A 19,716-nucleotide genomic window follows, 5' to 3' on the forward strand; every position below is an offset into this window, starting at 1 on the left:
CCGCCGTTCCGGCCGGCGATCTCGGGCCGGGAGCGACTCGCGAAATACCGTCTTGGCGATCGCTAACTGGAAGTTACCGCGCCCCGACCGGTGCTACAGACCGCATTCGAGCGCCGCCGCGTCGGGTGGAAACAGGCGCTTGGCGGCCGGAAACTGTCGTAACGGTGGGTTCGCTTTAATCGAGTGATCGGCGTATCGTTCGATGCCTTCCCACGGGCGAGGAGTATACAATGAGCCACCAGTACAACCAACAGCCGCAGCAGGGACAGCCGAGCCACCAGTACAACCAACAGCCGCAGCAGGGACAGCCGAGCCACCAGTACAACCAACAGCCGCAGCAGGGACAACCGGGCCACCAGCCGACACGGACGTCGGGCCACCATGGAATGCGCGGCGGCCAGCAGATGGGCGGCCACCAAACCGGCGGCCAGCAGATGGGGGCCGGTACGCAGCCCCAAGCCATGCAGGGACAGCAGTCGGGAACGCAGCCGGCACCGTCCTTCGAGGACCATCTCACCGACGAGCTGCGCCTCCTGCTCGAGGATTTCAGCGAGCTGTCACACGTCACCGCCTGGTGTGCAAAGGAGTGTGCGACCGGCGCGCCGGCGCTCGGAACCTGTGCGCGAATCTGCCAGGATCTCGCCGAGATCGCCGAGCTCAACGAGATGCTGATCGCGCGCGACTCGATGTTCGGCCCCGAGGTCGCGGACATGTTCATTCGCGTCGCGAACGAAGGGCTTCCGGAGCTCTACCAGCACCAGCAGCAACACCCCCACATCACAGAGACGATCGCGGCGATCGAGCGGACGATGAACTCCTGTGAAAGCGTCCTGCAGCAGTTGGGCGGCCAGCAGCCGACGACCGGTGGACAGCAGGCCGGTCCGCAGGGGATGGGCGGCCAGCAGATGGGCGGCCAGCCAACGCAGCCGATGCCCGAACAGGGCCAGCACGGGCACGAAATGAGCGGCCAGCCGACGGGCGGAGCAGGATCGATGGGCCGACAGTACTGAGAATCCCCGGTCCAGGATGGCTACCGGAATGGGCCGATCGACGGGCACGGCTCGGTCTCGGAACCGGTGTCCCGTCGAACGCTCGGACGCCACCCTGATAGTTCGGCAGAGAAGTTTATACCTATCCGCACGCTACCACTCGGCCAGCCGAATGGAAGAGAGTATTTCGGGGTTCAAAGTTCGCGGTGACTGGGGCGACATCGTCGAACACGGCGAGCGCATCACGCGAGCGCTTCGAGACGCCGATGTCCACGATCCTGACCAGGAGTACGGTGCCCGCTTCGCGGGCGCGTTCGAGGAGTGGGAAGAGTGGCGTCCCAAGGCCCACGAAACCCTCGACTCCGACGTCAGCGAGAAGACCGCCGACCAGGCCAGCGTCGAGGAAGGGAAAGGCGAGAAAGCCGGCAAGGAGCCCGACGAAGACATCAAGACCGCCGGCGAGAAGCTCTCCGAGTCCTACGAGCAACTCGAGGACGACGACGCCGAGGGTGCGGTAGACAACTGGAAGGAGTCGATCGATTACGTCGCGCGGGCGGCCGACTCCGCGAGTCGCAAGGCCCTCCGGCGGGTCGAGGACACGGTCTACCAGAACGTGATGACCCAGCTCGCGCCCTACTACTTCGACAACGAACTCGTCAGCGCCAACATCCAGCAGGCCGCGCGCAACGGCGGGAACGGCGAACAGTTCGTCTTCGAGGTCAACGTCAACGACGACGTGTTGAAGGAGAGCGTCTCCGACCGACTCGCCGAGTACGAAGACGAGATCGACCGCTGGCACGTCGAGGTCGAGAAGGACACCGACGCGGCCGAGGCGATCGAGGGGGTGGAGCCGCCGCCGGACAACGGCGACAACTCGAGGTCGACGACGAACTGAGGCGGCCAGCCGGATTGCCATCCCCTCGCCCCACAATAATCCGACCGTAATCAAACGAAATTTATACGTCGCGAGCGGCCGTTCCCCACATGGGACGCGGTCTGCGGGGAACCGCGGAGTGGCTACTCGAGCCGTCTACTACTGATGGGCCGGCCGGCATGCAAATACTCGGGGTGCTCGCTCTGCTTCTTGGAGCCGAGTACGGTTTCGCTGCAATCACGACGGACACAACACTCGGAACTGTCCGATACATCTTCCTCGGTGGGTGGTTACTGGCTGCCGGATGGGGCGTCGTTACCGGCCGTCCAATCGGTCTCGCCGGCGGATTCCTTGCTTGGAGCTTCCAGATCACGTCGGGGTTTTTTGGGCTTCTCGAGTCCGGCACCGTCACAGATCACGTCGATCTACTACTGGCGAGCGGGACAGCCGCAGGACTCTGGATAGCCGGCGTATGGGTCCTGTACAGGAACAGGGATTTCTTTCTCGAGCACACCGCACCCGAGCCCAAAGACTGACGAGACGCAAATCGACCAGCAGCCAGTCATCAGCGGCACACTGGCTCACAGCCGCCGCTGTCGACCGCAGGTCGGCACACACTTGTAGGGTCACCCAATAGGAACCGGGTAGATGGTCGAAATCGCCGTGCTCGGTACCTTCCTCGTGGCCGCAGTCGCGAGTCTCTTCATGGCCTGGGCGATCGGTGCCGGCTCGAGCGGGTCGACGCCCTTCGCCCCGGCGGTGGGCGCGAACGCGATTTCGGTGATGCGGGCCGGCTTTCTCGTGGGACTGCTGGGCTTTGCCGGCGCGGTCCTCCAGGGCGCGAACGTCTCCGAGGCGGTCGGGACCGAACTGATCGGCGGGGTGACGCTCTCGTCGCTCGCGGCGACGATCGCCCTGCTCATCGCGGCCGGACTGGTGGCGATCGGCATCTTCACGGGGTATCCGATAGCGACGGCGTTTACCGTCACGGGGGCGGTCATCGGCGTCGGGTTCGCCATGGGCGGCGATCCCGCGTGGGCGAAGTACACCGAGATCGCCACGCTGTGGGTGCTGACGCCGTTCGTCGGCGGCAGCATCGCCTACGCGGTCGCCCGGTCGCTCCGTGCGGAGGTGATCGCGGAGGAGTATCTCATCGTCGTCCTGGCCGCCGTCGTCGGCGCGATCGTCGCCAACATCGAGTTCGCGATCCTCGGCTCCGGAGCCGGCGGCGCGTCGATCGCGCAGGCCTCGAGCGGCTGGGTTCCCGGACCGTCGGTCGCCGGCACCGCCGCCGCGACGCTCGTGATCGCGGGGCTGTGGGCGGGATCGATCGCGCTGGATCTCAGGAACGGGACCGAACGCGGCGAGCGCCACTTCCTGCTGGTTCTCGGCGGGCTCGTCGCCTTCTCCGCCGGCGGCAGTCAGGTCGGGCTGGCGATCGGCCCGCTGATTCCGCTCTCGGGCGAACTCGACCTGCCGCTGATCGCGATGCTCGTCGGCGGCGGCTTCGGACTGCTGCTGGGGTCGTGGACCGGCGCACCCCGGATGATCAAAGCGATCTCGCAGGACTACTCCTCGCTCGGGCCGCGACGGTCCATCGCCGCGCTCATCCCCTCGTTTATCATCGCACAGGCCGCGGTCCTCTTTGGCATCCCGGTCTCGTTCAACGAGATCATCGTCAGCGCGATTATCGGCAGCGGGTACGCCGCGACCGGCAGCGGCGGCGTCAGCGCCCGCAAGATGGGCGTTACCGTACTCGCGTGGATCGGCTCGCTGGCCGGCGCGATCGTCGTCTCTTACGTCGGCTACACCGCCGTCGCCGCGATCCTGCTCTGAGTCGAGCGACATCGAACGGCCTTTACACGACGGGTTGCGAGTTCGACTATGGACGAGGACGCCGTCGACGTCACCGGGAACGGTTCGGCGGACGACGATGCGCTGACCCAGTGGCGACGGGACGCGAGCACCTCGCGAACGGTCCGACTCCTGTGGGCGTTCGGCGTCGGCGCGTTCTTCGCCGCGATCGGAACCGTCGTCTGCTGGCGACTGTACCGGTTAGCCAGCGAAGCCGCCGGACGCTCCGGGAAAGCCGTCGTCATCGCGCTCATCGCAGCGAGCGCTACGATGGTCCTCGCACTGGCCGCCTCGAGCCACACCGACCGCCACCTCGAGCGACTCACTCGACGGCTCCCCGTCGACGTTCCCGCAGGAACGAGTCTAGATCGGACGGTAGACGCCGCGGTCGCGACGGTCGTGATCGGAACGGTCATCGGCGTACTGATGGGGATCGGGCGGTACGTCTCGCACAACGAGCTTCTGGCCGTCGGCGCTGGTCCGTTTACCGGATTAGCTGCGCTGTTCGTTCCGTTCGGGTTCGCCGCGCTCGTCCTCGCGTCGTTCCTGCAATCGGTCGGCGCACTCGACCGTGACGAGCGAACGATTTACCTCTACGAACCCGAGCAGGCGATCGACCTCGCGGTAATCGATGCCGTTTCGATCCGGGAAATCGGGGATGCAGCCGTCCTGAGCCTCACGTACGCTCAGCCGGGCGGCCAGTACGTCCAGGGGCCGCGCCGAATCGTCGTCCCGCCCGCGGTCGCCGCCGACGTCGCGGCGCTCGTCGAGTCGCGGACCTGACCGGTCACTCGTCGTTCTCGTCGATTTCCAGCGGAGCGGCCTCGTCGTCCGTCTCGTCTTCGACGCCTTCGTCGGCGGCCTCGAGTCGCTTCAGCCGGGCTTTCATGATCCGGGTGTTTTCGACTGTTTCGACGGTGATACGGATTCCGTCGTACGTGATCTCCTCACCCTCCTCGACGAGGCGACCGGCGCGGTTGAAGATGAACCCAGCGATGGTCTCGAACTCCTGCCCCTCCGGGAGCTCGATCTCGAGCGCCTCGTTGACGTCCTCGATGTTGACCTCGCCCCGAACGAGGACCGTGTCCTCGTCGATCGACTCGATCGGCTGGTCTTCACCGCCCTCGAGGATCTCGCCGATGATCTCCTCGATCATGTCCTCCATGGTCACCAGCCCCTCGGTGGTGCCGAACTCGTCGATGACGATCGCCATGTGCATCCGGTTTTCCCGCATTTCGGACAGGAGTTCGTCGACGTTCTTCGATTCGGGTACGTGGAGCGTCGGCTGGATGAGGTCCGCGAGTTCGAGTTCGTCGTCTTCCGCCTCGCCGTAGTTGAGATCGCGAACGAGATCGCGGATGTGGACGACGCCCTGGACGTTGTCGAGACTCCCCTCGTAGACCGGGATTCGCGCGTGACCGCTCTGGATACAGGTCTCGATGGCTTCGTCGATGGCGGCGTCTTTCGGGACCGCCGTCATATCGAGCCGCGGGGTCATCACCTCTTTGACGATGGTATTGTTAAAGCGGAAGATGCGCGTGAGCATCTCGTGTTCCTCCTCCTCGAGGACGCCCTCGCGCTCGCCGGATTCGATCATTTCCTGAATCTCGTCGCGAGTGACGTACGGCGTCTCGATCGCACCCGTCGACCCGGTGAGCCGATTGATCTGTCTGGTGAGATAGTCGAAGAGGATCACGAGCGGGAGCATCAGTCTCTCGGCGGCCTTCAGGGGCCCAGCAACACGGACCGACCACGACTCCGTGTTCTCGACCGCGTAGGACTTGGGCGCGCTCTCGCCGAACAGCAAGACGACGGCGGTGATCCCGAGCGTGGCGATCGTGACGGCCGTCAGGCCACCGAAGTACAGCCCGAGGATGGCCGTCGCGATCGACGACATCGCGATGTTGACGATGTTGTTTCCGACGAGGATCGTCACGAGCAGTCGGTGCGGATCGGACTTGAGCGACTTGACGCGCTCCGCGCCCGGAATCCCGTCTTCGACCATCCCGTCGACGCGGTGTTTCGGGATCGAAAACAGCGCGATCTCCGACGAGGAGAAGAACCCGGAGAGCGCGATCAGTCCGACGAGCGCGAGCGCACCGAGGACCGTCACCACCGACTGCTCGATCTCGAGTCCCACGACCGGGACCTCGTAAACAGCCAACACAACCTCGGAGGGCGAAGACAACGCCATTGATGTACAGAGTTATAGCTGGATCGGTTAACCGTTTCCCATTTTACAACGGGAGACGGTCATCGCCGCCGGCGACGACACGTTTACCCGGCTGTTTCCCGTACGGGCGGCCATGAGCGAGACCGCCGAACCACCGATCACGTTCTACCGGTTGCAGGGCTGTCCGTACTGCGAGCGGGTTACCAGGCTGCTCGACGAGTACGGCCTCGAGTACCGATCGCGGTTCGTCGAACCGATGCACTCCGAGCGGAACGTCGTGAAACGCGTCGCCGGCGTCCGGACCGTCCCCGTCGTCGTCGACGAGAGCACGGGCGTCACGATGGCCGAAAGCGCGAACATCGTCGACTACCTCGAGTCGACCTACGGACGCGACCACCCCGACGCGGCCGCCGCGGGTGCCGGGGGTGCCGATTGATGCCGGAGTTCGACGTCGTCGAACTCGGTCCGGCGGACCACCCCGAACCCGGCGAGCAAGCGCCCGAGTTCACCCGCCCGCTCGTCACCGACGAGTTCTGGGAGGATCGGACGCTGTCGGAACTCGTCGCCGAAACCGAGGGCCGGACCGTCCTCGTGTTCACCCCGATGACCGGCTCCTTCCTCGCCAAGTACGTCTGGGACGAACTGGCGGACCGGAGCTGGAACGACCGCGCGGGACGCGTCGTCGGCGTCACGGCCTCGACGCCCTACGGCGTGAAGCGGTTCCTCGAGGACAACGACTCCCCCTTCGCGTTCTTCGCCGATCCCGCCAACGGGGTCGCGGAATCGTACGGGATCGACCACGACCTCGACGGGATGACCGGCGTGAGCGAACCGCGCGTCGCCTTCTTCGCGCTCGACGGCGACCGCACGGTCGAGGGCGCGTGGGTCGCCACCGACTGGCCCGACTTTCCCGACTACGACGCCCTCGAGTCGGAACTCGGCCTCGAGTAGCGAGTCGGACGACTCCGAGCGATAGCTTTTTGCCCGATATGGGCCGACTTCGAATCGAATGAGCGATATCGACCGTGCCGCCGACGCGATCGATTCGGAGGCGCTCGTCGTCTACCCGACGGAGACGGTCTACGGCCTCGGCGCAGCGGCGCTCGAGCCCGACGCCGTCGACCGGGTCTTCGAGGTGAAGGGGCGCGACCGCTCGAAGCCGCTCTCGTTCGCCGTCCCGTCCGTCCCGTCGGCGCTCGAGCACGTCCGCGCGACCGATCGCGAACGGCGGTTCATGGCGACGTTTCTCCCCGGTCCCGTGACGGTCCTCTGTCGGCGACGCGAGACGGTCCCGGACGAACTCACGGCCGGTCGCGACCGCGTCGGCGTCCGCGTGCCGGACGACGACCTCGCGCTCGCGCTCTGTGAGCGAGCCGGGACGCCGATCACCGCGACGAGCGCGAACGTCAGCGGCCGGGCGAGCGCCCGGCGACTCGAGGAGGTCGATCCCGAAATCCGCGAGGCAGCAGCGGTCGTTCTGGACGGCGGCGAAACGGCCGGCACCGAGAGTACCGTCGTCGACGTCTCGACGGATACGATCCACCGACGTGGGGCACAGGCCGACGAGATCGAGGCGTGGCTCGAGACGCATTAGAAGCTGAGCATCGATCGCAACGTCCTCGTTTTGACGCCGCACTCTGTAGCGAACTCGCAGGGGTCGCACTTCGAGCGATTGGCCGTCCGCGCTGGCGGCCCGTCCAGTTCTCGTACCGCCCGGAGCGCGCTTCGGTACTGCGCCTTCCGCCGGGTCGTCAGCTCGAGCGACCGAATCGCGCCGTAGGCCGGATACTCGAGCCAGGCCCGGTCGACCGATTCCCGGTGCTCCCAGGCCAGCGCCTTCGCGGCCGCGACGGCGTGGACCGACTGGGGCTCCCAGACGCCGTTCTCGGGCGGTTCACCGGTCGAGACCAGGACCGGCTCGAGCGGCTCCGCGAGGACCTTGTGGACGACGCCACGGCAGTGTCGTCCGGCCGCGAATACGTCTCGATCGGCGGGATCCCGGAGTCGGTCCCAGTGGCCCGCGTTCTCGAGTCGGTCGCGAGTGGACGCCAGCCGATCGCGGTATCGGACGGACGACACGGCGATCGGCTCGCACTCGAGGTCGTCCGGCGGGGCCTCGAGAAGGGATTCGTATCGGGGCTCGAGTCCCCGGATCGACTCGACCTCCGGGGGCGGTTCGCGGTCCTCGTCGGGCAGCGCCCGCTGATAGTAGCATTTCCGCGGACAATAGGCGGCGGTTCGAAGATCGCTGAACGAGACGTGCGTGCGAGTCACGGGCCGTCTGGCCGCGGCTTGGTATAAGAAGTCGCGCCGAATACCGACGCCGGCAAATCGATGGACGCTTGGCTACGTCCGCCTGTTCGAGGGGGAGCGAGCGACTGTTCCGAGCGCTCGCTTCGCTCACGCTCGGCCTTTTTTCATCGAAGGTTTTGACCGGGTTCGAGCGAACGGCGTGCGCGAGGACCCGGTCGAAAACGTTCGTTGCTTAGAAGTCCACGTCCGTCTCCATCCCTTCCGTCGCGTCCTCGAGGCCGTCTTCGCGGAGATCGGACGTCATGCGCTCGGAGAGTTCCGCGTCGGCGAGGATGCTGTCGAACTCGTCGCGGTAGCGATCGTTTGCCGTCCGGGACTGGTTCTCCGCTTCGGCGACGCGACGGTAGCGGCGGATCCGGTCCTCGCTGACGTCGTACTCCGCGGCCAGCGTCGCGTCGTCCTCGTCGCGGTCGCGGATCGCCGCGAGGTCGACCTCGTCGGCGTCGTCCTCGCCGACGAGGTGCAGCGACATGCGGGCCTCGAAGATCTCGTCCGCGTCGACGCCCATCTCGTCGGCGATCTCGCCGTCGCTTCGCTCGTCGTAGAAGTCCCTGGCGACCGAAATCAGCTCGTCGTCCGAGAGCGCCGTCTCGAACTCGTATCGTTCGCGCATCTGCTGGACGACGCTCTCGAGGCGTTCCTCGTCCGATCGCTCGTCTCGCTCGAGGGAGCCGCGGGTATCCTCCTGCGATTCGGTGACGGTCTCCTCGCCGTCGGTGACGTCGGTGAAGATATCCCGGAGTTCCTCGGTTTTATCGTTCATGGGTGGACACTCCCGACGGGAGTGTATATAAGCCTGTTGCCAGATGACGTTGGGCGACCGAATCGAACACGGACAACAATTATAAACTCGGGATGAGGTGAGAATTTTCGCAAGACGGCGTCGGGGTTGTCCCCCAGCCGGTGTGGCAAGAATTAAGTTACAGCCCACCCCCTCAATGGACATGAACGCTATCGCGCAATCGGACGTGGCGAGGGAGACGTACTGGGGGATCACCAGCGTCGAGTACGCGGTGTTCTACCTCCTTGCGTTCACCGCCATCGCCGTCTTCATTTATGGCGTGTACCAGCGGTTCGCCCGCTACGCCGACGGAGACGACGATTCGTTCCCCCGCCTCGACGATTTGCAGAACCGTGTCGTCAGTAGTGCCAAGATCGTGCTCTCGAACGAGAAACAGTTCAACAGGGACCTCTACGGAGGGTTGATGCACTCCTTTATTCTCTGGGGATTCCTGACGCTGTTCATCGCGACATCTATTCTGGCGTTCGATATGTACGGCGCTCAAAAGCTCCTACATCTGGAAAGCTTCTGGGTAGGTGACTTCTACCTCGCCTACCAGTTCATGGTCGACGCCATGGGCCTGCTCTTCGTCGTGGGCATCGGGATGGCGATGTATCGGCGCTACTGGGTCCACAACCACCGTCTCTGGGGCCGTCACACCTCCAACGAGGACGACATCTTCATCTGGACGCTGTTCGCGCTCGGCGTCGGCGGCTTCCTGCTCGAGGGGCTTCGGATCTACATCGCCGGGATTCCGGACCACGAAATCGTGAGCTTCGTCGGCTACGGACTCGCAACGATGTTCGACGGGATCGGCCTCCCGAGCACCGAAGCCGCAGTGGCCGCCGGCCCCGAGTACAGCGCGTCCGCCAATCTCGGTGCCAACGCCGAGACGCTCCACTGGCTCACGTGGTGGTCCCACTCGCTGATCGCGTTCTTCTTCATCGCGTGGATCCCCTACGCCAAGCCGTTCCACATGATTTCGTCGTTCGCGAACGTCGTCACCCGGGACGAGAAGGCGGGCCAGCGCCTGCCCAACGTCCCCTCCGATCTGGACGCGACCAACGCCGAGTCCATCGACGACTTCACCTGGAAGGAGATCTTAGACCAGGACGCCTGTACCAAGTGCGGCCGTTGTTCTTCCGTCTGCCCCGCGAAAGCCTCCGACCGCCCGCTCGACCCCCGGAACGTCATCCTCGACCTGAAAGCCTACCGCGAGGAGCTCGACGCCGGCGGCGAGGAACAGCCGATCATCGCCGACGGTGGCACGAGCGTGATCAACGCGGAGACGATGGAGTCCTGCATGGCCTGCATGGCCTGCATGGACGCCTGTCCCGTCGAGATCGAACACCTCAAGAGCTTCACCCGGCTCAACCGCCAGATGACCGATCAGGGCGACGTCGCCCCCAGCATGCAGGACGTCTTCCAGAACGTCATGCAGAACGGCAACACCTTCGGCGACTCGCCGCGCAACCGGGGCGACTGGGCGGACGAACTCGAGTTCGACGTGACCGACGCCCGCGAGGAGGAAGTCGACTACCTCTGGTACGTCGGCGACTTCCCGAGCTACGACGAGCGCAACAAGCAGGTCGCCCGCTCGCTGGCGACCATCCTCACGGAGGCCGACGTCAGCTTCGGCATCCTCTTCGACGACGAGAAGTTCGACGGCAACGACATCCGCCGCGTCGGCGAAGAACTGCTCTACGTCGAGCTGGCCGGCCACCACGTCGAAACGTGGGAGGACTGCGAGTTCGACACGATCGTCTGTACCGACCCCCACTCCTACAACACCTTCAAGAACGAGTATCCGGAGGTCAACTTCGACGAGTTCTCCGACGACCCGATGATGCCGTTCGACTACGAGGACCAGTGGAACGAGGACGGCGAGATCGACGTGCTCCACTGGACGCAGGCCGTCGAAGAACTGGTCACCGACGGCAAACTCGACCTGACCGGCACCGAACTCGACTACACGGTCACCTACCACGACCCCTGCCATCTGGGACGGTACAACGACGAGTACGAAGCGCCGCGTGAACTCATCAAAGCGACGGGCTGTACCCTGGACGAGATGCCCCGCAACCGCAGCAACTCCTTCTGCTGTGGCGGCGGCGGCGGCGGCCTCTGGATGGACTTCGAGGAAGAGCCCAAACCCAGCGAAGAGCGCATTCGGGAGGCGCTCGAGGACACCGACGCCGGCAGCGGCGTCGAGAAGTTCGTCGTCGCCTGTCCGATGTGCATGACGATGTACGAGGACGGTCGCAAGACCGGCGGCTACGAGGAGGAGATCGAGATCGTCGACGTCGCCGAACTCATCGTCGAGGCGATCGGAAAAGCCGACGAGGCGCAGGTCGAAGTCGCGGCAGACTGATCGAACCCTCGCGTTTTCTTCGAACGACCCGTTCCGTACCGTCGTCGGATCGATTCGATCTACGAATCCGTCGACGTCGTCACAGTCAGTCGGAACGCCCGACTCGAGTCGCGGTTCGGTTCTCGGTCTCGACGTCGACCCCGTCCGCCCGCACCTCGCCGACGAACTCGAGGAAGTTGTCGAACACCAACTTCGCCTCGCAGGCCTGCCGGTAGTTCGCCTCGGTGATCTCCGCGAGCACCGACTCGAGGCGTTCGTCGGAGAGTTCCTTCCGGTGGACGAGTTCCCGAGCGGTCTTCGTGTCGTACTCCGGGTGGAACTGGACGCCGAAGACCCGATCCGTACGGAACCCGTGGTTCGAGTACTCGTTTTCGGCGAGCGGTTCGGCATCGGGCGGCAGTTCGGTGACCGCGTCGGAGTGGCTGGTGAAGGCGGTGAAGGTCTCGTCGACCCCGTCGAACAGTCGCGACTCGCCGGTGTGGTCGATCTCGCTGTAGCCGACCTCGTAGACGCCCATGTCGGCGACGGTGCCGCCGAGGACGTCCGCAAGTAGCTGGTGGCCCCAGCAGACCCCGAGGAAGGGGATCCCGCGATCGATCGCCTCGCCGACCCACTCCTTGACCGGCTGCATCCAGTCGTCGTCCCAGTAGACCGACGACCGGGAGCCGGTGACGACGGCACCGTCGTACGCGAAGTCGTCCGGGACCGTCCCGTCGGTGGCGTCGAACTCCGCCAACGAGGCGTCGAGTTCGCGCCGGAAGTTCCGCGTCGTGTTCTCGTCCCGATGAGCCGCGTTCAGGACGGCGATTCGGAGGTGGCTCATTGAGCGCTAGTGGCGACTCGATGAAAATAGGTTTTCCGTCCCGCCCCGGCGTTGCCGCGACCGTCGACGGCTCGTCCGCCGCCGCTCGAGCCGAGCGAGCGGGGCTCGGTCGCGGTCGGTCGACGGCTCATCGTCGCAGATAATAGGTGCCGTCCGCCCCGCGCCGGAATCGATCGCCGGTGTCGAACCAGCCGTCGAGAAACCGCCCGCGCTCGTCGCCGTCCTCGTACTCGGCGCTCGCCATTTCGGCGGGCTCGTACCAGTTCTCGGCGTCAGTTCCGGCGGCGCGGACGTACCCCTCGGCGACCGTCGGTCCCGAGAGCTGGAGCCGACCGGTCGCTTCGCCCTCGAGCACCGAGCCCTCGTCGTCGACCACTCGCGCCCGACAGTCCGGCACCGGACGACCGACGGCGGTCCCGTCGGTGTCGGCGCCGGCCTCGAACCCCTCGCTCAGAGCGGTCGGACACTCGAGGCGACCGTGGACGGCCGCGACGGGGACGCCGCGGTCTCGGTAGGTCGCGCGGACGGCGTCGTCGATCGGCCCCTCGCAGATCGCTCGCTCGAGCGAGTCGACGGCGGCATCGAAGCCGGATTCGGCCGCGAGGTCCCGAAGGACCGTCTCTCGTCCGGGGAGCAACGTCGCCGCCTCCTCGTCGATCGCGGCGAGCGTGTCGCCGGGGTCGAACGCCCGATCGAGCAGGAGGGTCCCGCCGGCGTACAGCACCGACAGCGCGATCCGGACGAGCCCGTCCGGGGTCGACAATCGCGTGGTGAGCGGGACGGTATCGTTCGCCGCGAGGCCCCAGACGGCGATGGCCGTGCGACAGTTGCGTTCGACGGTCGCGGCGGAGTAGCCGGCGATCGGGCGTCCCGTCCCGCCGTGGAGGGCGAGCAGGGGACCGTCGTTCGTCCCCGCTCGTCGCTCGTCGAGGTCGACACCGTCGCGGTCCGTGTCGGTAAGCTCCTCGAGCGTTACCGAGCGATCGAAGGGGATCGATCGAACCAGATCGCGCTGGGCCGCCTCGGCGACCACCAGGTCGGGCTCGAGGACGTCGAACGGGCGCTCGACGGTGGCCGGCGTCAGCAGGTGCGAGATCGGCGCGACCGTCGCGTCGAGTCGCCGGCAGGCGAAACACAGCGCGAGCGAGGCGACCCGGTTTCGCGTGACGACGCAGACGGTGTCCCCGGGGCCGATATCCAGCGCCGCGAGCCGTTCGGCCGTCAGCGTCGCGATCGTCGATAGCTCCCCGTAGGAGATCCGATCCTCGTGGATCGTCTCCGCGGGCGCGTACAGCCGCTGCTCGGAGATATCGACGACGGCCGTCCGATCCGGGAAGTGGTCGGCCCGGCGAGCCAGCGAGAGGGTCACGGCCGATGGTCCCACGCTCGAGCACGTAGTTGATAGGGGGTCAGTCGCAAGCACGGGCGGCGGATACCGTGCAGTGGAGGTACGCTCGTTATTTTGTCTCCAGTCCTCCCAGTCGTAACGACGCGAGGTGACCGCGAGGTCGGCCCGGAAGCCCCGGAGCAGCGAGAGATCGGGCGAGAGATGATCGACCAGAGCACGGGTCTCGGATCGGTCGTGATCGGTGTCATCGTCCCGTGTTACGGACTCGCCGGCGGCGGCGCGTTCCGGCCGCGCGAGCGGCAGGCCAGAGGGGAGGTCGAGGAGGCCAAATACGGCGAGCGGACGGAGACCTGACCGAGTCGTGGCCCATCGCGCGGAGACCGATCTGCGTTCCGTCGACCGCTCACTCGTCGTCCGTCTGCGCCTCGAGAGCGCCGAGCAACCGATCGTTGACCGTCCGCGAGCGCTCGACGAACGCGAGGTGGCCGGCCCCCTCGAGTTCGACCCACTCCCCGCGGGGGAGCCCCCGCGCTAACGCCCGTCCGGCCGCGGGCGACACCAGTTCGTCGTCGCTCCCGTGGATGACGTGCGTCGGCTGGGTCACCTCCACCAGCCGTTCGGTCGCGTCGAACCCGTCGAGCGCAGCCGTCTGCGCCTCCCAGCCATCGCGGTCGGCGTCGCCGTCGGCCCGCCAGTCGACGATACCCTCGCACACGTCGGGCTGGCTCTCGAGGAAGTCCGCGGAGAGTCCCGCCTCGAGCGACTCCCGGAGCGCGTCCGGATCGTCGGGTGGGGCGAAAAGCGGCTCGAGGTCGAACGCCGCGCCGCGAGCCGCAGTGCCGAACAACGTCAGCGTCTCGACGCGGCTCGAGGTCCGGGCCGCCTCGAGCGCGATCGCGCCGCCGAGCCCGCAGCCGACGAGGTGGGCGGCGGTGATCTCACACGCGGCGCAAACCGCTTCGAGGTCGGCGACGAGCGTCTCGAGCGCGTAGGGCCCGGCGGGCGCGTCCGAGCGGCCGGTCCCACGGAGATCCCAGACCACGGCCTCGTGGGGGCCGGCGACGGCGGCGTGTTGCCAGCTCCACAGCCAGCCGCCGAGGCCGGCCTCGGGGACGAAGACGACGGACTCGCCCTCACCCTCGCCCGCCCGATCGTAGTACAGCGAGACGCCATCGTTCGAGGCAGTCGACATGGGTCCCTCGAGTGGCCGGGACAAGGCGAGGGTTTCGGTTCCGCACGCGAGTGTCCGAGCGACCGGCGTTTCGGGGAACGACTGGCCGGCGTCGCGATCGGTCAGTCATAGCCCTCACACAACGGCACTATAGTTAGAAATAAATAATAATGGCCACCACCATTGGTTATGGGTTTGGAAAATTCGAGAGTGATAGCCGTTTTCTTCGCCGTGCTGGTCGTGACCTCGATGGTCGCCGTGCCGGCACTCGCGACCGAACCGAACTCGACTTCGGGGAGGAACGAGGTCTCCCTCCCAGACCGTGACCGCGTAGAATCCACCGAAGACGACGACGGGCCGAGCTACGTGGGCCCCGAGTTCCGCGAGAACAGCTCGATCGACCTGATTCTGAACGCGACCGAGCGTCTCGGGGACCTCGAGATCGAAAACGAGACGGCGGCGACGGCGATGAACGACACCGTCGCCGCTATCAACGCCTCGATGCAGGCGTATCGCCGGACGCGGTACATCGACTCGCGAGAGGGGTTCGACTCCCTCGCCGAGGCCCAGCGATCACTCGCGGAACTGAGAGCCGCCGTCGACGAAGACGACGAAGCGATCGTCGACGAAATCAGTCGCGAGCTGTATACGGCGGCGGCCACGAGCGGGAGGCTGACCGTCGGCGACGCGGCCGCGATGGTCACCGTTCACGACGCCGAGTTACGCGGGACGAACCAGCACTCGAAAGCGGTGAACGGGATCGGCGGCGCGTACGTGGCGCTCGAGCAGGCAAACAGATCGATCGCAGGCATAAACTCCTCGACCGGTGAGCCAACGGCGGCGGTCGGTCCGACCGATCGCGCCAGTGCGATCGGATACGTCGAAAGCGCCTGGGTGAACGCTCAGGGGGTTCTCGACGCCGTCGAGGCCGTTACCGAACCGTCGCTGTCGCTCTCGCACGGGCAGCCGTTCGAGCGAAACGGAACGATTCAGGTGCCGCTCGAGGCGACGCTCTCGGACATCCGTCCGTACGCGTACGAAAACGCGACGGTGACCGTCGACGGCGACGACGGGACCGACTCGCTCCCGTTCGTCTCGAACGAGTCGGCCGGGTCGTCCGCGAGCGGAACGACGCTCGTCGACCTGGGGGCCGAACCCGGGAACGTGACCGTCGCGGTGACGGCGACCCCCGGACACGATTCCAATCGGACGGTCGAGGCGAGCCGCGAGATCCGTGTCACCGAGGACGACATCCGATGGGATCGACCCGAACCGGACGAACACCGGGACATCGAGGTCTCGAACGAGTCGACCGACGTCGCAGTCGACGTCGAAGGCGACGGGTTGCACGAGGCCGACGTCTCGATAACCAACGAGACGCCGGCGACCGACGACGAGTACCGGGTCGGACCGACGGTCCGAATCGTCACCGAGACGTCGTTCGACCGAGCCGAAATCACCCTTCCCGTCGACGAGAAGGAACTCGAGCAGCGGGAAGGGAACGTCTCGATCTACACGTGGGACCCGACCAGCAACGAATCGTGGACGGCTCTCGAGACCGAAATCGATCGCGAAAACGGGACTGCTACGGCCGAGGTGGACCACTTCTCGTACTTTTCGGTGTTCGACCACGAACGGTGGACCGAAACCACGAACGACGTGATCACGCTCGAGGATCGCCACGTCGAGGGCGATCCCGACGATCTCCCATCGTCATGGATTCCGCCCGGCGACGAAAGAGACGGGACGGTCTACGTGGGAATCAACACCTCACTGCACGCGATCGACGCGGCAACCGGCGCGACGGAGTGGGAGTTCGAGACTCCCAGACCGATTGGATCATCACCAACCGTCGTCGACGGGACGGTGTACGTCGGCAGCAGCGACGGTTCGATGTACGCGGTAAACGCCCGGACGGGCGAACAGGAGTGGAGATTCGACTCTCGTGGCCCGATCAGTGCGTCACCTACGGTCGTGGACGGATCGGTATTTTTCGGCAATCGTGACCACTCGCTGTACGCCATCGATTCGGAAACCGGAGAGGAAGAATGGGAGTACAAAACGAGCAGTAACGTTACTACGGCATCGACGGTCGTCGATGGGACGGTATATACCAGCATCGGGAGCGCTGTCGTCGCTGTAGACGCGACCACCGGCGACGAAGTGTGGGAGTACGACACTGATAGTTACGAGATACCAGCATCACCGACTGTCTGGAACGATACCGTCTACGCGGGGGAGAGTGCCAGACACAACGACAGCATCTATGCGATCGATTCAAAAACGGGTGAAACGCGATGGAGATCCGAGATAGACCTGTCGGTAGGGGAGAGATCGTCTCCCACCGTTGCGAACGGCATCGTATTCATCGGGGGGTCGTCCGGTCGGTTACACGCTTTTGACGCTGCGACGGGCGATTCCGCGGGCGACTTCCAAACGGGAGACGGCAACCCGATGCCGACTGGTACCGATGAGGGCGAAATTAGCAGGCCTGTGGGGATCAAATCATCACCGACAGTAGCCGACGGGACCGTCTACGTCGGCGGTGGGAGACACGAAAAATCGGGGTCGCTGTACGCTATCGACGCTGTGACGATGGAACAGGAGTGGGAATACCGACTACCCGATGGGAAAGATATCGGGTATTCATCGCCGACAGTAGCGAATGGGGTAGTGTATTTCGGGAGTGAAGAGCACTTTTACGAGAACGGATACCCGAACAGTACCGGCTCCGTACTAGCAGTCGACGCAGAAAGCGGTGAACGGCTTTGGGAACGCGATAGCGACCGCGCGGTATTCTCGTCACCGACGGTCGTTCTGGCGGGTGACGATCGGAGTAGCGACTCCCGTGTGCGGCTCGGAACGCTCGGCCACCACGACGGGTGGGACGGCGAGGATTCGGCCAGTGCGCACCTCCGAGATACCAGCGGCGATGGGATCCCCGACGCCGTCGCCGAGATGGATCTCGGGATGCCCACCGGCGGCCCCGGCGTCGTCGGTACACCGCTGAACCTCGACCCGACCACGGTCGACACCAGCGGCGACGGCATTCCGGACAGCGAAACCGTCGACATCAGCTACCGGGTCATAACGGACGACGGCGAGACGAAACTCGAGGCCGAGGTCACGGACGCGGCCCATCACCCGGCGCGTATCGACACGACCGGTGACGGGGTGACCGACGCCGAGCAGCTCGAGGGTTGGGAGATCGAGGTCGTCGACGAGCCCACCGAGGCACAAGATCTGATGGAGCTCGTTACGGATCCGGACACTGACGGCGATCCCGCTGTGTTCTTCTCGTCTCGAGAGGTGGATGCGGACCCGCTGATAGACGATACGGACGGGGACGGGCTCGCAGACGAGGAAGAACGTGACCTCGGGACCGACCCCGAACGGTCGGATACGACCGGTGACGGGATTTCCGACGCCGACGCGTTTGACGATCCGGAGGAAGATCCGACGGTCTTCTCGACGAGTCCGCCCGAAATGACGCTCGTGGACTACAGGAAGTGGTCCGAACCGCCGAGCGTCGATTTCGAACTCGGCCTCGATCCGATCGACGTAGACGGCCCCTCCTGGCACTTCCAGTATGTTGTTCAGTTCCACGATCCCGGCGGCGTCTCCGAGTACGAGATCACCCGCGGAGACCGAACGATCGGCGAAGGTACGCTCTCGAACGAGCCAGTAATGGCTACGCGCACGGAAACACTCGAGTCACTCACCGAGGGCGTGTTCACCTCGTGGCGCGGCTCACAGGCGACGGCCAAAGCGACGGACGGCCACGGGAACGACGGTGCAGAACGAATTCACAGTGAGTCGTCCTTCTACGGCACCGTTATCGGAACGAACGTCGATCCACACGCCGGTGGCACCCTCTCCGGGTTCACCCATAGCGCAGCCGAACTCCCCGAACTGATAGCGGTGATCGGTGCGGCGTTGTGGGACGATCCCAAAGCGGCCGGGAACGAGCTCGTCGAGTTAGTCGGTGAGATCGATCGCGAACTGTTGGCAGAGTTACTCCCGATGGTGATCGAGAGCACGCAGGACCAACAGCAGCTTGATAATCCTTACTCCGAAGGGACCATCGAACACGAACGATACGCCGAGGGCTGGTACGAAGGCTACACGTTACACTTCTTATCGTCGATAGCCTACGGCGGCACGATCACGAAGGGGGCCACCAAGGGAGCCAACGTCGGCAGTCGATTGAGCCGCGTCAGTGACGACTTGCCGACCGCCTCGAGGGCCATTCGAGCTGACGGCAGTGGGCTCAAATCCGCCCGCATCGCGAACCGGCTGGCTGATCAAGGATACGACGGTCTGGCACAGAAATTCCGGACTGCCGGAAAGGAAGCGCAAACGGTCAAGACGCTCGATGAAGTCGACACTGCGGTTCTCCGATCGCTCGACGAAACCCAACGGACGGAACTCCTTCAGCACATTGCAGACCATCCGAATGGCGCTCGTCTCGTCGACGATCTGGGTCCGCAACGCACGGACGAACTCTTCTCCCTATCGGTGCGACAGACTGACAACGTTCAACTTCGGGAGAATCTTTTCCGATTACACCGACAGGGAGTTCCGTCGGACGAGATCGACCGGTTCGCTCGGAATGTAGACAAACTAGAGGGAACGTCCGGTCTTCATCGGTCTATCGAAACCACAGTGAACGGTGGGAATCCCAGTAACTTCCGCGGCGACCTGTTTGAAACGGAGGTGGCAGTTCGCAAAGGTTCAGACAACGTAAAAGAGATGGGTAAATCGATTCCAGGTGGTGAGGTCGACATCGTTATGGAGAACAGACTCGTGGAAACAAAGAGCGGAAGTTACCAAGCCGTCACAAATCAGGACAGACAATACCAGCAGCTCGCCTCCCAGATTGCAACCTATCAACGATATGCAGACGAATCGGATGTCATCGAGGTCGCATTCAGGGCTAAGCCGAGCGATGATGTCAGATCGCTGCTTGATAACAATGGAATCGAATATACATATTGAAAATACACTAAGATAGCAAAA

General features: G+C 64.9%; 17 protein-coding genes. 11 read left to right on the top strand and 6 right to left on the bottom strand.

Annotated features, from left to right (window positions below; translation table 11 throughout):
* Window positions 1-230: 230 nt before the first annotated feature.
* From BMX07_RS10560 to BMX07_RS10580, 5 genes are all read left to right on the top strand, one after another.
* Entirely contained in the window at window positions 231-1,010 is a 780-nt protein-coding gene (locus BMX07_RS10560; RefSeq protein WP_245742096.1) for a four-helix bundle copper-binding protein, read from the top strand.
* Window positions 1,011-1,161: 151 nt separating this feature from the next.
* Window positions 1,162-1,884 carry a DUF5828 family protein gene (locus BMX07_RS10565; protein WP_090617554.1) on the top strand — a complete coding sequence of 241 codons (723 nt, stop codon included), beginning with the start codon at window positions 1,162-1,164 and terminating at the stop codon, window positions 1,882-1,884.
* Between the two features lie 89 nt (window positions 1,885-1,973).
* Window positions 1,974-2,399, top strand: coding sequence for a hypothetical protein (locus BMX07_RS10570; protein WP_090617556.1), 426 nt, complete (start codon window positions 1,974-1,976; stop codon window positions 2,397-2,399).
* Between the two features lie 112 nt (window positions 2,400-2,511).
* Window positions 2,512-3,699: an inorganic phosphate transporter gene (locus tag BMX07_RS10575; protein WP_090617558.1), complete on the top strand. Its 1,188-nt coding sequence runs from the start codon at window positions 2,512-2,514 to the stop codon at window positions 3,697-3,699.
* Window positions 3,700-3,747: 48 nt separating this feature from the next.
* On the top strand, window positions 3,748-4,500 hold the full coding sequence (locus BMX07_RS10580) for a hypothetical protein (RefSeq protein WP_090617560.1): 753 nt from the start codon (window positions 3,748-3,750) through the stop codon (window positions 4,498-4,500).
* A 4-nt stretch (window positions 4,501-4,504) separates the two neighbouring features.
* Here the strand turns inward: BMX07_RS10580 and BMX07_RS10585 are convergent, their stop codons facing one another.
* Entirely contained in the window at window positions 4,505-5,911 is a 1,407-nt protein-coding gene (locus BMX07_RS10585; RefSeq protein WP_090617562.1) for a hemolysin family protein, read from the bottom strand.
* A gap of 112 nt (window positions 5,912-6,023) precedes the next feature.
* Between BMX07_RS10585 and BMX07_RS10590 the strand changes: the two genes are divergently transcribed.
* Genes BMX07_RS10590 through BMX07_RS10600 form a run of 3 tightly spaced genes read left to right on the top strand, consistent with a single transcriptional unit; the run spans window position 6,024 to window position 7,484 of the window.
* A complete protein-coding gene (locus BMX07_RS10590; protein ID WP_090617564.1) occupies window positions 6,024-6,326 on the top strand; it encodes a glutaredoxin family protein in 303 nt (100 codons plus the stop codon).
* Window positions 6,326-6,841 (top strand): redoxin domain-containing protein, encoded by a 516-nt coding sequence (locus tag BMX07_RS10595; RefSeq protein WP_090617566.1) that lies wholly within the window; start codon window positions 6,326-6,328, stop codon window positions 6,839-6,841. Before BMX07_RS10590 ends, BMX07_RS10595 begins: the two co-directional genes overlap by 1 nt.
* Window positions 6,842-6,899: 58 nt before the next feature.
* Window positions 6,900-7,484, top strand: a complete 585-nt coding sequence (locus BMX07_RS10600; RefSeq protein ID WP_090617568.1) for an L-threonylcarbamoyladenylate synthase — start codon at window positions 6,900-6,902, stop codon at window positions 7,482-7,484.
* Here BMX07_RS10600 and BMX07_RS10605 read toward each other — a convergent pair.
* Window positions 7,481-8,164, bottom strand: a complete 684-nt coding sequence (locus tag BMX07_RS10605) for a CRISPR-associated protein Cas4 (protein ID WP_090617570.1) — start codon at window positions 8,162-8,164, stop codon at window positions 7,481-7,483. The genes BMX07_RS10600 and BMX07_RS10605 overlap by 4 nt on opposite strands.
* 211 nt (window positions 8,165-8,375) lie before the next feature.
* Entirely contained in the window at window positions 8,376-8,966 is a 591-nt protein-coding gene (locus tag BMX07_RS10610; RefSeq protein WP_090617574.1) for a conditioned medium-induced protein 4, read from the bottom strand.
* A gap of 181 nt (window positions 8,967-9,147) precedes the next feature.
* On the opposite strand from BMX07_RS10610, the gene BMX07_RS10615 reads away from it, so the two are divergent.
* Complete coding sequence (locus BMX07_RS10615) at window positions 9,148-11,355, top strand: (Fe-S)-binding protein (protein ID WP_090618419.1); 2,208 nt, start codon at window positions 9,148-9,150, stop codon at window positions 11,353-11,355.
* Between the two features lie 85 nt (window positions 11,356-11,440).
* Here BMX07_RS10615 and BMX07_RS10620 read toward each other — a convergent pair whose 3' ends face one another.
* Window positions 11,441-12,178 (bottom strand): type 1 glutamine amidotransferase, encoded by a 738-nt coding sequence (locus BMX07_RS10620; RefSeq protein WP_090617576.1) that lies wholly within the window; start codon window positions 12,176-12,178, stop codon window positions 11,441-11,443.
* A gap of 127 nt (window positions 12,179-12,305) precedes the next feature.
* The gene (locus BMX07_RS10625; protein WP_090617578.1) at window positions 12,306-13,562 is read right to left on the bottom strand and encodes a class I adenylate-forming enzyme family protein; all 1,257 of its coding nucleotides are present in this window, start codon (window positions 13,560-13,562) and stop codon (window positions 12,306-12,308) included.
* A 165-nt stretch (window positions 13,563-13,727) separates the two neighbouring features.
* Here BMX07_RS10625 and BMX07_RS24400 point away from each other — a divergent pair, with 165 nt between their 5' ends.
* A complete protein-coding gene (locus BMX07_RS24400; protein ID WP_175480109.1) occupies window positions 13,728-13,880 on the top strand; it encodes a hypothetical protein in 153 nt (50 codons plus the stop codon).
* A 49-nt stretch (window positions 13,881-13,929) separates the two neighbouring features.
* On the opposite strand, the gene BMX07_RS10635 is transcribed toward BMX07_RS24400, so the two are convergent.
* A complete protein-coding gene (locus BMX07_RS10635; RefSeq protein WP_090617582.1) occupies window positions 13,930-14,718 on the bottom strand; it encodes an alpha/beta fold hydrolase in 789 nt (262 codons plus the stop codon).
* Between the two features lie 228 nt (window positions 14,719-14,946).
* Here BMX07_RS10635 and BMX07_RS10640 point away from each other — a divergent pair, with 228 nt between their 5' ends.
* Complete coding sequence (locus BMX07_RS10640) at window positions 14,947-19,695, top strand: outer membrane protein assembly factor BamB family protein (protein WP_175480119.1); 4,749 nt, start codon at window positions 14,947-14,949, stop codon at window positions 19,693-19,695.
* Window positions 19,696-19,716: the final 21 nt, after the last annotated feature.

The sequence above is a fragment of the Natrinema salaciae genome, from assembly GCF_900110865.1.
Lineage (GTDB): Archaea > Halobacteriota > Halobacteria > Halobacteriales > Natrialbaceae > Natrinema > Natrinema salaciae.

Bases quoted from the DNA above. Each gene is read 5' to 3' on its own strand.
- BMX07_RS10560 (WP_245742096.1), top strand. From the start codon at position 231: ATGAGCCACCAGTACAACCAACAGCCGCAGCAGGGACAGCCGAGCCAC.
- BMX07_RS10565 (WP_090617554.1), top strand. From the start codon at position 1,162: ATGGAAGAGAGTATTTCGGGGTTCAAAGTTCGCGGTGACTGGGGCGAC.
- BMX07_RS10570 (WP_090617556.1), top strand. From the start codon at position 1,974: ATGGGACGCGGTCTGCGGGGAACCGCGGAGTGGCTACTCGAGCCGTCT.
- BMX07_RS10575 (WP_090617558.1), top strand. From the start codon at position 2,512: ATGGTCGAAATCGCCGTGCTCGGTACCTTCCTCGTGGCCGCAGTCGCG.
- BMX07_RS10580 (WP_090617560.1), top strand. From the start codon at position 3,748: ATGGACGAGGACGCCGTCGACGTCACCGGGAACGGTTCGGCGGACGAC.
- BMX07_RS10585 (WP_090617562.1), bottom strand. From the start codon at position 5,911: ATGGCGTTGTCTTCGCCCTCCGAGGTTGTGTTGGCTGTTTACGAGGTC.
- BMX07_RS10590 (WP_090617564.1), top strand. From the start codon at position 6,024: ATGAGCGAGACCGCCGAACCACCGATCACGTTCTACCGGTTGCAGGGC.
- BMX07_RS10595 (WP_090617566.1), top strand. From the start codon at position 6,326: ATGCCGGAGTTCGACGTCGTCGAACTCGGTCCGGCGGACCACCCCGAA.
- BMX07_RS10600 (WP_090617568.1), top strand. From the start codon at position 6,900: ATGAGCGATATCGACCGTGCCGCCGACGCGATCGATTCGGAGGCGCTC.
- BMX07_RS10610 (WP_090617574.1), bottom strand. From the start codon at position 8,966: ATGAACGATAAAACCGAGGAACTCCGGGATATCTTCACCGACGTCACC.
- BMX07_RS10615 (WP_090618419.1), top strand. From the start codon at position 9,148: ATGAACGCTATCGCGCAATCGGACGTGGCGAGGGAGACGTACTGGGGG.
- BMX07_RS10620 (WP_090617576.1), bottom strand. From the start codon at position 12,178: ATGAGCCACCTCCGAATCGCCGTCCTGAACGCGGCTCATCGGGACGAG.
- BMX07_RS24400 (WP_175480109.1), top strand. From the start codon at position 13,728: ATGATCGACCAGAGCACGGGTCTCGGATCGGTCGTGATCGGTGTCATC.
- BMX07_RS10635 (WP_090617582.1), bottom strand. From the start codon at position 14,718: ATGTCGACTGCCTCGAACGATGGCGTCTCGCTGTACTACGATCGGGCG.
- BMX07_RS10640 (WP_175480119.1), top strand. From the start codon at position 14,947: ATGGTCGCCGTGCCGGCACTCGCGACCGAACCGAACTCGACTTCGGGG.